The organism is Bacillus sp. CCB-MMP212, from assembly GCF_022748145.1.
Taxonomy (GTDB): domain Bacteria; phylum Bacillota; class Bacilli; order Bacillales; family Bacillaceae_G; genus Bacillus_A; species Bacillus_A cereus.
Window position 1 is genome coordinate 651,517 of record NZ_JALDQE010000003.1, and the last position, 13,245, is coordinate 664,761.

Sequence of the window (13,245 nt, forward strand, 5' to 3'; positions counted from 1 at the left end):
AGAATATTACAACAATCCACTTGCTGGAAAGAACAAACCAAAAGAGGTGACTGAAATGCTTGCGATGGGAGTATTATTTGGCATTATTGCTATAATTGGTTTTATGTGGTTATATTATTCGCGTTCGTTTAAACAAGCAGAAGTTTTACTCTTTCAAAAAGGTAGTTTGTTGACAAATCAGTCTAGATATTTAGTATGTCCGAAGTGTGGAAGTGCACAGGCCAGAAGTGGAGGATATCAAGAGTGTTGCAAAATTAGATTATGAAAGAAAGGAAGCCTCACATTATTTTGTGAGGCTTCCTTCCTTACAACTTCATGGCGCTCCAAATTGTCCATCGATCTCTTTCAATAATAGGAGAGACGTTTTGTAATGCGGTCTGTATATGTTGTAGAAGTTGAGAAAGTTCATCATCTGTTAACTCATATAGAATGGATCGACCTGTTCGAGGAGATAAATCTTGTAGCAATGCTTCTACAGAATCATGTATTTTTCGTACTTCCCATTGTGTTTGTGTGGGAAGCACGTGAAGAGAATGTTTTTGTAATTCTTTCTGTATCGTGTTGGTTTTTGGACGTCTTTTTGACTCTATTTCAATGAGTTTTGGAAATAGAGAGAAAAAATATCCACGAATGTGTTCGGGACTTCCTGGAACTGTACAATCTTCAATCGTTCGATCTTGTAAAATAAGTACACCGTTTTTATTTAATATACGAGAAGCTTCACATAAAAATGTAGGAATGTCTTGTAAATGATGAATAACTGCACGAGAAATAACTATGTCGAATGTTTCATTAGGGTATGGGATATTATGTGCATCACCGTGGATGAAAGAAATATTTGGAATGTTGCCGCAATTTTCTTTTGCAGCTTGTAATATTTCTTTTGAAAAATCAAGTCCCACAACATTTTTTGCTCCCATAAGAGCAAGTTCTTTCGTATAAATCCCGCCACCGCAGCCAATATCAATTATTTGCTTATTTTGTATGTCTGTAATGTTTTTTACCATTTCAGCCCAAGAAATATGAGCGTTTCTTGTTGCGTATGTGTATTTATTATTTGGATCATGAAAATTAATGGACATGATAAAGACCTCCTTTCAATGATTAGTATAACTTATTTAATAGGATGTCACGTTTTTGTTTTATGTATGAAGATTATAAGAATTTCTTATCGTAAAAGGAGGATTAATTTGAAAGGGAAATATGTATTGTTGTTATTTGTTATGTTACTAGCAGCTTGTGGTCAAGCTGAGCAAAAAAAAGAAACAAAAAAAGTAGAAGAGACGGTGAATGAAGTGAAAGAAACAATTGGGGTAACCGTTATACAAAAAAAACATAAAGAGAAAAAGTTGCAGGAATCAGAAGCGAAGTTAGTAATAGACATTTTGGATAAAGCTGAGAAACAAGAAATAACCGGAAGCTTCGGTGAACCTGAATATGAAATACAAATTAGTAGAGATGGGAAAAAAGAAACTTATTATGCATGGTTAAGGGGAGAAGATAGACGAGGATGGGTGCAATATAAGAAAGCTATGTATATGTTGAATGAAAAAGATACGGAAAAGCTTTTGGCTATATTTCCAAATGTTTCAGAACAAAAAGAAGATGAGATGCAGGTAGGTCCTTTAACGGAAGTAACAAAAAAAGATTTGCAGATTACTGCGTTTCATATTAAAGCGGGCGATCAAAACGTGAATTATATGGTACGGTATACGATTTCACAATCACTATATAACAAGTTAGTGAAGGAACGAGAGTATTATTTGCAACTCACTTTCCCAGAAAAAGTTCAAAAATTAATTGGAGCAAAAGAGAGTGAAATGATTTTAGGTGAAAAAATAAAGGAAGGGTATAAGCAATATGAATTGCATGCTACTGTTCCGATAAAAGGTGCTTCAGAATCACAATTAAAATCATTAGAAACATATTACGAAAAGTATGATTTGAAAATATTAAACAGTGAAAAAGAAAAAATAGGCGTGTTTCAAAATATAATTCAAATCGTTAAAGAGTATGGTGAAAAAATGAATTTTCAAAGATAAAGTGAGACTTTAATCGGCAGAGGATGCTCATTTTTCGTTGATTAATAGTCTTTGCCAATTCGGCGTTGATTCCCGCTTAACTTCTTTGTTCCAACTGAATTTTGAGATAAGATCCTTATTGGCTGTAGCTGAATTGAAATTGTATGTAGCCTTTCCTAGGAAATGATAATAGAGAGGGGGGAAGAACACCCTCTCTATTATTTTGCTTTTGCAGATGGCTCATTCATTGATTTTCGTGTAATAAGAAATGAAATCATAAGAGCGGAAAGAATGATAAGAGTGATAAGTAAGTGATTTGGCAACCAATCTAATAATAATACATAGCTCACTGTATAAAAAATAAGAGTTGAAGCTAAAAATGATAAAACACTTATTATGAGAGATTGTAAATTCATTCGTATATACCTCCTTTATTTATATTTTTGGCTAAAAATGGATTAAATAAACATTATTTCTAACAATAGAAAAAAATATGTCATAATAGAGAAAAGAACAAGCTTTGATGAATGAATATGATTCATTAATGAGAGATAAAGGAGAGGAATATGAAAAATAATAAAAAAGGATTATGGGGAATTATTGTTGCGATAGGTCTATTTTTACTGTCTAAGTTAAAGTGGGTATTTGCAATTTTTAAATTAGCAAAGTTTTCAACGGTATTTAGTATGTTTCTATCGCTTGGCGCATACGCAGTTCTATATGGTTGGAAATTTGGAGTGGCGCTCATTTATTTGTTGTTTGTTCATGAAATGGGCCATTTATGGGCTGCGAAAAGAAAGGGGATCCCAACATCGCCAGCAATCTTTATTCCGTTTATGGGGGCCCTTATTGGAATGAAAGAGATGCCGAAAAATGCGAAAGATGAAGCTTACATCGCCTATATGGGGCCGCTTTTCGGACTTCTTTCATTTTTACCAGCGATCCCACTTTATATAATGACGCAAGAGCCGTTTTGGGCGCTTGTTATTTTGCTTGGAAGTATGATTAATTTCTTTAATTTAATTCCTGTTTCGCCGCTAGATGGTGGGCGAATTATTTCAGTTGTCAGTACTAAAATTTGGGGAGCAGGCCTTATTTTATTACTTGGCTATTCAATTTACTTTAAAAGTATTTTGGGAGGATTTATTGTTATTATCGGTTGTATGGAATTATACAGAGTGATAAAGAGAGCTGAGCCGATTAAGGAATTAGGGCATAAAATTGATGGAATGAAAGAATATGTTGCTAGGCTTGAAGAGGAATTAAAAGAAACTGGAGCTGTACATCGGACTATATACATGATGCATCATGAGATGAATGCATTAAGACAAAGTGAACGGGAAAAAGAGTTACAAATAGGTGAACTTCAAAAAATGGAAGTGTTAGAGTATCTTTTACCGAAGTTTGAACCGTTAGATTATGTTCCATATGAAGATGAAATAGATGAGTATACTATTCACATAAGAGAAGCATTTGAAGCGTCAGAAAGAAAATTAAATGAATGGAAAACAGAAAAGGAACAACAAGAAAACTATTATAAAGTGGATACGAAAACGAAATGGACAGTATTTGCTTGTTATATCGGATTAATAGCTATACTTGGTTATACAGCTTATGAAGGTTATATTGTTTTACAGGAGCATTTGCCAAGACGAAATGTGTAGAAAAATATTGTCGAAATGATAGGAAGAATTAATACAGGAATTATATTTCTACGAGAGAATGTTACAAGTATAGTCATACATTGTAATATCTTTAGTAGAGAAGGAGTTCTGTATATGAAGAAATTGTTAAGTGTATTCGGGATTATTATCGTAATGATCATTGCGAGTTATAGTCTTATGAAAGTGCTGTTACATTATGCGAATAAGCCTGCTGAGGTAAATACAATAGCTCAAGTAGAAGATGTGCAAGAAGAGACAAAAGTGCTAGATTTTATTCGAATGACACATGAAAGCTATAATAATTTCTTAAATTACGGTAAAGCAGAGAATTATACAGACGGGGATTGGAAGCAATTTAAGCAATGGTTTCAACAACAAGAACCATCTTTAAAAAATATACATACGGAAATAAAGAATGAAAAAATAAAACGCGATGTAAATAGAAGTTATGAAATTGTAAAAAAAGGTGTGGAACTTCAAAATATTGAGTATGTAGTGTATGCCCACCGTGTATATCATGATTTGGATATTATCGTAAATAAATATAGAGGTGAAACGAATATCTGGGGGTATACGGAGTTTGGTGATGGGAAAGATAGAAAGGTAATTGAACAAGCTATACAAACAAAATAATAAGCTAGCTAGAATTCTAGTTAGCTTATTTTCTTTTGTAAATGCAATGTTCATATATTATTCACAAAAACAACGTGTTAATAGTGATTAAAATCACAATCTGCATTATAAGATTCAGTTAAACTAAAAACAGTTAAGGAAATAGAGGAGTGGGATACAATGTTAAGTGCAAAAACAATTGAAATCGTAAAGTCAACAGTACCATTATTACAAGAAAAAGGCGTTGAAATTACAACGAGATTTTATCAAATTTTATTTTCAGAACATCCGGAGTTATTGAATATTTTTAACCATACGAATCAGAAAAAGGGAAGACAACAACAAGCGTTAGCGAATGCTGTTTATGCAGCTGCAACGTACATTGATAATTTAGAAGCAATTATTCCAGTTGTAAAACAAATTGGTCATAAGCATAGAAGTTTAGGTATTAAAGCTGAGCATTATCCGATTGTAGGTACATGTTTACTACGTGCCATTAAAGAAGTCGCAGGTGCACCTGATGAAGTTTTAAATGCATGGGGAGAAGCATATGGTGTCATTGCTGATGCATTTATTAGCATTGAAGCAGAGATGTATGAAGAAGCTGCACATAAAGAAGGTGGATGGAAAGACTTCCGCAACTTTGTGATTGTTAAAAAAGTGAAGGAAAGCGATGTTATTACGTCATTTTATTTGAAACCTGAAGATGGAGGGAAAGTTTCTTCATTCATCCCAGGTCAATATGTAACGGTTCAAATCAATATTGAAGGTGAGACATATACACATAATCGTCAATACAGTTTATCCGATGCACCTGGGAAAGAATATTATCGTATTAGTGTAAAGAAAGAAAAAGGTGTAGATACACCAGACGGTAAAGTGTCTAATTACTTACATGAACATGTAAAAGAAGGAGATGTTTTACCAGTAAGTGCACCAGCGGGAGATTTCGTGTTAAATATGGATTCAACATTACCAGTTGTACTAATTAGTGGTGGAGTAGGGATTACACCGATGATGAGTATGTTAAATACGTTAATTGAACAAGATTCAAAACGTAATGTATATTTTGTTCATGCAGCAATAAATAGTAATACACATGCAATGAAAGAACACGTTAAGGCAGTAGAAAATGAATATGAACAAGTTAAAGCATATACTTGTTATTCTGCACCGACTGAAAAAGATATAGAAATGAAGAACTTTGATAAAGAAGGTTTCGTTGAAAGCGAATGGTTAAAAACTATTATTCCGACAACTGAAGCAGAATTTTATTTTTGTGGTCCAGTAGCATTTATGAAGCATATAAATGCTGCACTAACTGATTTAGGTGTGAAACAAGAGCATATTCATTATGAATTTTTCGGCCCAGCAACAAGCTTACAATAAGACGAATGAGAATAAACAAAAAAACGAGGTATTTATTTTACCTCGTTTTTTATTTGTTCTCGTAATAAACGGTTAACTGTTTCACGGCGTATGCCTATCAGTTGACCAATTTCAGTTTGTGTTAATATTTCATATATAGGAATGTCACCTAAATATAATGTGAACCATTCTTGTAAACGATGAAGACGTTCTTTCGGAGAGACGGTTGTCAATTGATCAATTCGTTGTTGCATCATTCTTAATTTAGATTGCAATTGCATAGCGATGTTGGCATATGATTCGGGATTTGCTTGAAGTCTCTCATACCATTCACTACTAGTGATCGGTTCAACTTCTGTTTTTATTAAAGCGATAGCTGTACCGTGATATTCTTTCGGTGAAATCAAAGAATGATGAGGTATCGTTTCACCTGGAACGATAATGTTGAATAAAAATGGTGTTCCGTCTTCCTCTAGCCGAACTACTTTTAATAGGCCTGTTTTTATAAAGTATAAAGGACCGTCCTCGCCTTGACGGAATAGTACATCTCCTTTGTGTAGAATCAATGTTAGCCCCCCATTAATATGTTTCTATTTCTTCTATTTTAGCGTATATGTATATAGACAATATGCTATTTCAACAGCAATTTCATTGACGAAATGTATGCTATTACAGTAGTATACTATTTAGTGTGTAATAGTACTAGCAATGAATACGCTGTAGGGGGTTTAGTATATTGTTAGATGCGATGAGAATGACGGATATGAGAATTCCGGCGAATGCTATCATTCATGTAGAAGAGATGAAAGGTGGAGTCGTTTTATCCGTTGAAGTAGACGGCCAAATTATTTATACGATGGCTTATGATGAAGAAACAGATAGTTATGCTGAATTATATGATCGAAATGATAAGAGGGCGTGCCAAGTACATGAAGACTTTATGGGATGGTCACTTCTTCACTAAAAAAGATGTCAATATGACATCTTTTTTTATTAAATCGATAGAATATACAAAGAAATGAAATATAAGGATAAAATTTGTAATAATTGATTTTGCATTGTTAGCACTCTGTAACTGCAAGTGAACTAATTTTTCGCTATCATAAAGATAACAGTCGCAGTTATAGGAGTGGTCAACTTGAAGAAAGTACATATTTCAAATTATATGTTATTATGTGTTTGTTTAATTTTATTTGTTCTCCTCGGAGGATTTTTATATTCATGTGTATAAGAAAAACGCATTCTAAAAAGAATACGTTATAAAAGGGAAATAATGATTAATCTAGTTCCAAGAATAATTAACGTAATACGTAATAAATTAATTACGGCGTTACCACTTAGTTTTGTATTAATGTAAGCCCCGATTTTTCCGCCGATCCATGCACCAGGAATAAGGATTAATGCATAAATCCAGCTGACATTTCCAAGTGAGATGTGAGTTGCAGAACTTACAATTGCTGATAGAAATACGATGAACATTGAAGTTGCTACTGCAATATGTGCTGGGAATGCAAAAAGAAGCATCATTGCTGGAACAAGTAAGGCACCGCCACCAATTCCAAATAACCCAGATATAAACCCAACTATAAAGGCAATAAAGATAGCAAGAAACGGTGGGAATTGGTAGTGTACAGTATTTCCATCATTATCTGTAAAAGAACGCTTAATTACAGACGTATTTGAGAGGGAAAGAGGTTTTAATTTGTCTCGAAGCATAAGTAGAATTGAGACGAATATAAGGAAAACCCCAAAGTATAAAGAAAATGTGTCTTGGTTTAAAAATTTATTTGCCCATGATCCGATAATACCACCAGGGCCGCTTCCGATAAATAAAATAAGTCCACTTTTATAATCTACGCGTTTATGCTTCATATAAGTAAGGGTGGAGGATAGCCCTGTAAAAACGACTGTTACCATAGAAGTCCCTACTGCAAGTTGTGGTGATAAACTGTGTAATCCAATTAATAACGGAACAATAATAATTCCGCCTCCAAGCCCAACTAGGCTGCCGACTGTCCCGGCGATTAGTCCGATGAAAAGTAACATGATGTATTCCAAAATTGCCAACTCCTCTAAATAACTTATCCACCAATTATTATACACGCTTTTTAATGAGAAATAGGCTTGTTCACAAAAAAGTCGTCTTCCTAGAAAAATAAGGAAGACGACTTTTGATTAGAAAACAAAATGTAATAGGTAGTAAAATAGAGCAGCTAAAGAAGCTGAAATAGGAAGTGTAATAACCCATGTAATTAACATACGTTTTGCAGTTCCCCATTTTACCCCTTTCACACGGTGAGAAGCACCAACCCCTAAAATAGAAGAAGAGATAACGTGCGTCGTACTAACCGGTAAGTGAATGAATGTTGCACCGAAAATAACAAGTGATGATGATAAATCGGCAGCTACACCATTTACAGGACGAATTTTCATAATTTGTCCACCGACAGTTTTAATAATTTTCCATCCACCGACAGAAGTACCAAGCCCCATTGCGATAGCACAAGATAATTGTACCCAGAACGGAATATCGCTAGAAGTATGATAGTTATTAGCCATAAGAGCCATCGTAATGATACCCATTGCTTTTTGTGCATCATTCGTACCGTGTGTATAGGCTTGTAATGCTGCAGTGAAAATCTGGAATATACGGAAGTTTTTGTTCGTTTTCGTTAAGTTAAAGTTTTTAAAGACCACTTTAAAAATACTGTATACGATATAACCAATAACGAAAGCGATAATTGGTGAAATGATTAAAGCTTCAAGAATTTTAATGAATCCTTTAAGGTTTAATGAGCTAATACCAGCAGCAGCAATGGCTGCACCTGCGATTGAGCCAATAATTGCATGCGAAGAACTACTTGGGATACCGTAGTACCAAGTAATTAAGTTCCATGCTATCGCCGCAAGTAAAGCAGCTAAAATTACAAGAGAACCATTTTGTAAAGCAAATGGGTCAACGATATCTTTTGTAATCGTTTTTGCTACACCTGTAAATGTCATTGCACCTAAAAAGTTCATAATAGCTGCCATAATAATTGCATGTCTAGGCTTTAGAGCTTTCGTTGAAACAGCCGTTGCAATAGCGTTTGCTGTATCGTGAAATCCATTGATAAAGTCAAAAGCTAAAGCGCAAATGACTACTAAAACGGTCAGTATCAAGAGTGTATCCATGATCAAACTCCTTACGCGTTCTTCATAATAATTGTTTCTAATACGTTTGCAACGCTTTGACAGCTATCAGCTACTTCTTCAAGCTCTTCGTAAATCTCTTTAAATTGAATAATCTTAATCGGATCTTTCTCACGAGAGAATAAGTGCTTAATCGCATGACGACGAATATCATCGCATTGTGATTCGTAATCCTTAATCTTGATTGCGTTCGTACGAATGTCGACTAACTTCTTTTTAGACAGTAGTTCAACAGAATTTGCAATTTCAATTGCACATTGATTAATTGCTTCTACGAATTTAATCATGTATTCATCAGCTTCTGTAATAGAATACATTTCGAACAGACCAGCACTGTGATCTAATCCGTCTAATACATCATCCATACTCATTGCAAGTTGTAGGATGTCCTCACGTTCAATCGGAGTAATAAACGCTTTGTTTAGCTCCATAATGATTTCGTGAATAAATGAGTCACCTTTTGACTCATACTCTTTCATGCGCATAGAAAACTCTTTTAAATCGCTAGCATTTTTAATTTTATACTCCACGAAAAATTGCGCGCCTTCTTTTAAATTTTCGGAAACATTCATTAACATTTCAGAAAATTTATCTTTTTTTGATTTAAAGACCATTATTGTTACCCCCACAAAAGTAATATATGTAAAATATATTGGCTAATCAATTCTAACAAAAAACTGTCGTTTTTTAAAACATTTTATCGAAAAGTTTACAAAAACTTAACATAACTCTCGTTGTTCTATTAATAATATTAATATCCAATAGTGAATATCTTACTTGTAGAATGTCCTTTTCTTGCAAAAAGTATGAATGTAAAAGAAAAGCTTTACACTATAGGAATGACTACGTTATTATAATAAATTTAAAAGGCGGTATATTCTTCCTTTTAAAAAGAAGAGTGTAAATAAATGAAGGAAGTGAACGAATGAAATTGAAGAACACTCATTTTAAAAAAATGCTTGAGTGGTTCAATAAGAGGAAGAAACTTCGTAATTCATTAATTGTATTGGGAAGTGTACTCGTTACTATATTTATTGCTGTAAATATAATAATTTCCATTCAAGACATATCTGAATTAAAACAAGCTGTTCCACAACCGACTTTAATTTATGATGCAAATAATGAGGTCGCAACTAAATTAGCTTCTTCGAAAACAGAAGGCGTTAAAAGAAAAGATATTCCTGATATTATGGTTCAGGCAATTGTTGCAGTAGAAGATAAGGAATTTTTTAACCATCATGGTATTTATTATAGTGGAATTATAAGTGCAGTTTTTAAAAATATTACAGCAGGAGAAGTTGTAGCAGGAGGAAGTACAATTACACAGCAGCTTGCGAAGAATGTATTTCTGACACAAGATCGTACATTTTCTCGTAAAATAAAGGAATACTTTTTAACGAAAAAAATAGAACGTACTTATACAAAAGATGAAATTATTGAAATGTATATGAATCAAATTTATTTTGGGGAAGGTGCTTGGGGGATAAAGAGGGCAGCTAAATCTTATTTTGATAAAGAGGTAAAAGATTTATCAATTTCAGAAGCTGCAACGATCGCGGGCTTAATTAAAGCGCCGTCTGCGTATTCGCCTTATAAAAACTTTAATAAATCAATTGAACGACGTAATGTCGTATTAAGTTTAATGAAGGAACAAGGATATATTTCTGAAGAGCAATACAATAAAGAAAAAGAGTCAGGACTTGTATTAAAACGTGGGGTTGATGATAAATATAAAGGTAAATACTCCCAATATGTAGATTATATAGTTAGGGAAGCGATGGATAAGTATGAATTAACACAAAATGAAATTTTAGCAGGTGGTTATCGTATTTATACTGAGCTGGATCCGAAAAAACAACAAGCTGTAGAAGATGTTGTGAATAATGATAGTTATTTCAAAGATAGTGGCTCAGATCAACTTATGCAAACGGGTGTAGTCCTTATAAATCCCAAAACAGGCGGTGTTCCAGCTTTAGTTGGGGGGAGAGGACCATATCAGTTTTTACAATTTAATCATGCTACGCAATTAAAAAGACAGCCAGGTTCAACATTAAAGCCTCTAGCTGTATATGTACCCGCTTTAGAACAAGGGTATGAGGTATACGATATATTAAAGGATGAACCATTTCATATTAAAGAATATGAACCTAAAAATAGTGATCAGGCTTTTCATGGTAATGTGACAATGTATGAAGCGGTAGCAAAATCGTATAATGTTTCTGCTGTGTGGCTATTAGAACAAATAGGATTAGATAAAGGATTGAAATCTTTAGAGCGATTTGGTATTCCATTAGTACCAGAAGACCGTACGTATCCAATTGCTTTAGGTGGGATGCATGTAGGGACATCACCATTTGTAATGGCCCAAGCATATAGTACATTTGCTAATGATGGGGTTCAAGTAGAGGCTCATGCAATTAGAGAAGTTCAAAATGCTGAAGGGGAAATAATAGGGAAATGGTATAAGAAAGAGACACGAGTGACGAGTGAGAAAATCGCTCAAAAGATGACGTATTTATTAAAAGGTGTTGTAGAAAAGGGAACAGGTGGAAAAGCGAAAGTTAATAATGTTGATACAGCAGGAAAGACAGGGACGACTCAACTTGTAAATGGCCCGAGCGTAGGGGCAAAGGACTCGTGGTTTGTAGGATACACACCAGATTTAGTAGGTGCGATTTGGGTAGGATATGACAAAACAGATAGCGAGCATTATGTTCCGGGTGGTAGCCAAATTACAACGACGATGTTCCGGGATATCATGAAAAAAGCAAATGCAAACCCAGCCCAAAAAGCGTTCCAATTGTCGTTAATATCTGAGGCGGACTATAAAAAACAATTGCAAACAATTGAAGAAGAAAAGCGAAGAAAAGAAGAAGAAAAGAAAAGGCAAGAAGAAGAGCAACAAAGGAAAAAAGAACAGCAAGAGTGGTTTGATAAAGTAAAAGAGTGGATTCCATCATTATGGTAAAAAAAGAGGCGAATTTCATTATTCGCCTCTTTCTCGTGTGAAAAATAAAGTGAGCTCATAATGAGTGAGATAAATGCTACTATTCATTAAGAGTAATGTTCGTACTGCCAAAGGATTGAGAATCGTATGTGACGATTATTGTTCCTTTACTAATCGGTTCGTAAGGTAATTCTTCTTCATAACTACCATTATTTTCATTATGGATAGACAGCGTGATTTCATCAATTCCTTTATTTGTATACTGATCTTTAATCGTTTCAGCAATATGAAGTAGAGTTTCGTAATTAGAAGCTTTCGTAATAAGCATTCCTTTTATAACTTTTTTTTCATTATTTGTGGAATTGGAATAAGGGATGTCGTTTTGTTTCGTATACAAAAGTTTGTATGGAACTGTTTTTCTCTCTGCTTTTGAAATAGTGGAGTATTTTAGAGTTAAAAAAAATCCTACACATAAAATAATGCATACCATAAGAGCAATCCAAATGCGTATCAGTGACATAACTCTCATTTTTCATCCCTCTTTCATATCTTTGACTTCATTATTTATCATACAAAATGAGGATTAAGATAGAGTAAATTTGAGGTAAAGAAACGTAAAGAAGGAGCACTTATCCTCCCAAATAAGTGCTCCTTTTTATTAAAAGAGAGATTTAATAGACAATCAATTAAACATATAACTATAAATATGATTATTTGACGAAAATTAGTAAATTCGGAAGACGGTTAGTACTGCAGTTGTTTCACCTGTATTTGGAATAGAGATAGTATTTGCTGTAGGTTGTACAGAGATTGTTGTACCAGCTGTTAAAGTAATAATCGTTGAGAAAGAAACCGCACTACCGATAACGTTAGTTGAAAAATTACGACTAGGTGGTTGGCCATTAAATGAAAGACCGAAACCAAATGGTGAAGAGCCTGGGAATGTTGTAGATGCGGAGAAGTTAATATCGTATACACCAGTTTCTAAAACAGTTAGAGTATCAGAGCCGTTAAAGGAGAGGTTTGTTAATTCGAATGTTTCATTGAATTGTATATTGCTTCCTGGTGATACTGTTTGTGCATTTGTGTTACCTAAGACAGCTGTAGTTATAGGAATCGGAGTACCTGCTGGTCCTGTTGCGCCAGTAGCACCTTGAGCGCCAGTAGCACCTTGAGCGCCAGCCGGACCTTGAGCGCCAGTAGCACCTTGAGCGCCAGCTGGACCTTGAGCGCCAGTAGCACCTTGAGCGCCCGCTGGACCTTGAGCGCCAGTAGCACCTTGAGCGCCAGCCGGACCTTGAGCGCCAGTAGCACCTTGAGCGCCCGCTGGACCTTGAGCGCCAGTAGCACCTTGAGCGCCAGCCGGACCTTGAGCGCCAGTAGCACCTTGAGCGCCCGCTGGACCTTGAGCGCCAGTAGCACCTTGAGCGCCAGCCGGACC

Annotated in this window: 15 protein-coding genes; 7 read left to right on the plus strand and 8 right to left on the minus strand. The window is 34.7% G+C overall.

Annotated elements, in window-relative coordinates:
- The first annotated feature begins 55 nt into the window (after positions 1-55).
- Complete coding sequence (locus MRP26_RS11815; RefSeq protein ID WP_000880630.1) at positions 56-265, plus strand: hypothetical protein; 210 nt, start codon at positions 56-58, stop codon at positions 263-265.
- A gap of 40 nt (positions 266-305) precedes the next feature.
- Here the strand turns inward: MRP26_RS11815 and MRP26_RS11820 are convergent, their stop codons facing one another.
- Positions 306-1,082, minus strand: coding sequence for a class I SAM-dependent methyltransferase (locus tag MRP26_RS11820; protein ID WP_069355304.1), 777 nt, complete (start codon positions 1,080-1,082; stop codon positions 306-308).
- A gap of 108 nt (positions 1,083-1,190) precedes the next feature.
- Between MRP26_RS11820 and MRP26_RS11825 the strand changes: the two genes are divergently transcribed.
- Positions 1,191-2,042, plus strand: a complete 852-nt coding sequence (locus tag MRP26_RS11825) for a YhfM domain-containing protein (RefSeq protein ID WP_064531929.1) — start codon at positions 1,191-1,193, stop codon at positions 2,040-2,042.
- 197 nt (positions 2,043-2,239) lie between these two features.
- Here the strand turns inward: MRP26_RS11825 and MRP26_RS11830 are convergent, their stop codons facing one another.
- Complete coding sequence (locus tag MRP26_RS11830; RefSeq protein ID WP_001053359.1) at positions 2,240-2,437, minus strand: hypothetical protein; 198 nt, start codon at positions 2,435-2,437, stop codon at positions 2,240-2,242.
- A gap of 150 nt (positions 2,438-2,587) precedes the next feature.
- On the opposite strand from MRP26_RS11830, the gene MRP26_RS11835 reads away from it, so the two are divergent.
- From MRP26_RS11835 to hmpA, 3 genes are all read left to right on the plus strand, one after another.
- The gene (locus MRP26_RS11835; RefSeq protein ID WP_197242170.1) at positions 2,588-3,685 is read left to right on the plus strand and encodes a site-2 protease family protein; all 1,098 of its coding nucleotides are present in this window, start codon (positions 2,588-2,590) and stop codon (positions 3,683-3,685) included.
- Between the two features lie 114 nt (positions 3,686-3,799).
- Positions 3,800-4,318 carry a hypothetical protein gene (locus tag MRP26_RS11840; RefSeq protein ID WP_053564903.1) on the plus strand — a complete coding sequence of 173 codons (519 nt, stop codon included), beginning with the start codon at positions 3,800-3,802 and terminating at the stop codon, positions 4,316-4,318.
- A gap of 159 nt (positions 4,319-4,477) precedes the next feature.
- Positions 4,478-5,686 carry an NO-inducible flavohemoprotein gene (gene hmpA / locus MRP26_RS11845; protein WP_069355305.1) on the plus strand — a complete coding sequence of 403 codons (1,209 nt, stop codon included), beginning with the start codon at positions 4,478-4,480 and terminating at the stop codon, positions 5,684-5,686.
- Positions 5,687-5,718: 32 nt separating this feature from the next.
- Here hmpA and MRP26_RS11850 read toward each other — a convergent pair whose 3' ends face one another.
- Entirely contained in the window at positions 5,719-6,231 is a 513-nt protein-coding gene (locus tag MRP26_RS11850) for a Crp/Fnr family transcriptional regulator (protein WP_000600585.1), read from the minus strand.
- A 170-nt stretch (positions 6,232-6,401) separates the two neighbouring features.
- On the opposite strand from MRP26_RS11850, the gene MRP26_RS11855 reads away from it, so the two are divergent.
- The gene (locus tag MRP26_RS11855; RefSeq protein WP_000883009.1) at positions 6,402-6,629 is read left to right on the plus strand and encodes a hypothetical protein; all 228 of its coding nucleotides are present in this window, start codon (positions 6,402-6,404) and stop codon (positions 6,627-6,629) included.
- Positions 6,630-6,922: 293 nt separating this feature from the next.
- On the opposite strand, the gene MRP26_RS11860 is transcribed toward MRP26_RS11855, so the two are convergent.
- The 3 genes from MRP26_RS11860 to MRP26_RS11870 all read right to left on the minus strand — a co-directional run bounded on the left by MRP26_RS11860 (position 6,923) and on the right by MRP26_RS11870 (position 9,471).
- Positions 6,923-7,723 (minus strand): sulfite exporter TauE/SafE family protein, encoded by an 801-nt coding sequence (locus MRP26_RS11860; protein WP_053564902.1) that lies wholly within the window; start codon positions 7,721-7,723, stop codon positions 6,923-6,925.
- A gap of 117 nt (positions 7,724-7,840) precedes the next feature.
- Positions 7,841-8,839, minus strand: a complete 999-nt coding sequence (locus MRP26_RS11865) for an inorganic phosphate transporter (protein ID WP_000380276.1) — start codon at positions 8,837-8,839, stop codon at positions 7,841-7,843.
- 11 nt (positions 8,840-8,850) lie between these two features.
- Positions 8,851-9,471 (minus strand): DUF47 domain-containing protein, encoded by a 621-nt coding sequence (locus MRP26_RS11870; RefSeq protein WP_000231445.1) that lies wholly within the window; start codon positions 9,469-9,471, stop codon positions 8,851-8,853.
- Positions 9,472-9,782: 311 nt separating this feature from the next.
- Between MRP26_RS11870 and MRP26_RS11875 the strand changes: the two genes are divergently transcribed.
- Positions 9,783-11,825: a transglycosylase domain-containing protein gene (locus MRP26_RS11875; RefSeq protein WP_064531934.1), complete on the plus strand. Its 2,043-nt coding sequence runs from the start codon at positions 9,783-9,785 to the stop codon at positions 11,823-11,825.
- Positions 11,826-11,904: 79 nt separating this feature from the next.
- Here MRP26_RS11875 and MRP26_RS11880 read toward each other — a convergent pair whose 3' ends face one another.
- On the minus strand, positions 11,905-12,333 hold the full coding sequence (locus MRP26_RS11880) for a hypothetical protein (RefSeq protein ID WP_064531936.1): 429 nt from the start codon (positions 12,331-12,333) through the stop codon (positions 11,905-11,907).
- Positions 12,334-12,528: 195 nt separating this feature from the next.
- On the minus strand, positions 12,529-13,245 hold a 717-nt coding region (locus MRP26_RS11885; protein ID WP_242806167.1), incomplete at its 5' end, for a Gly-Xaa-Xaa repeat protein.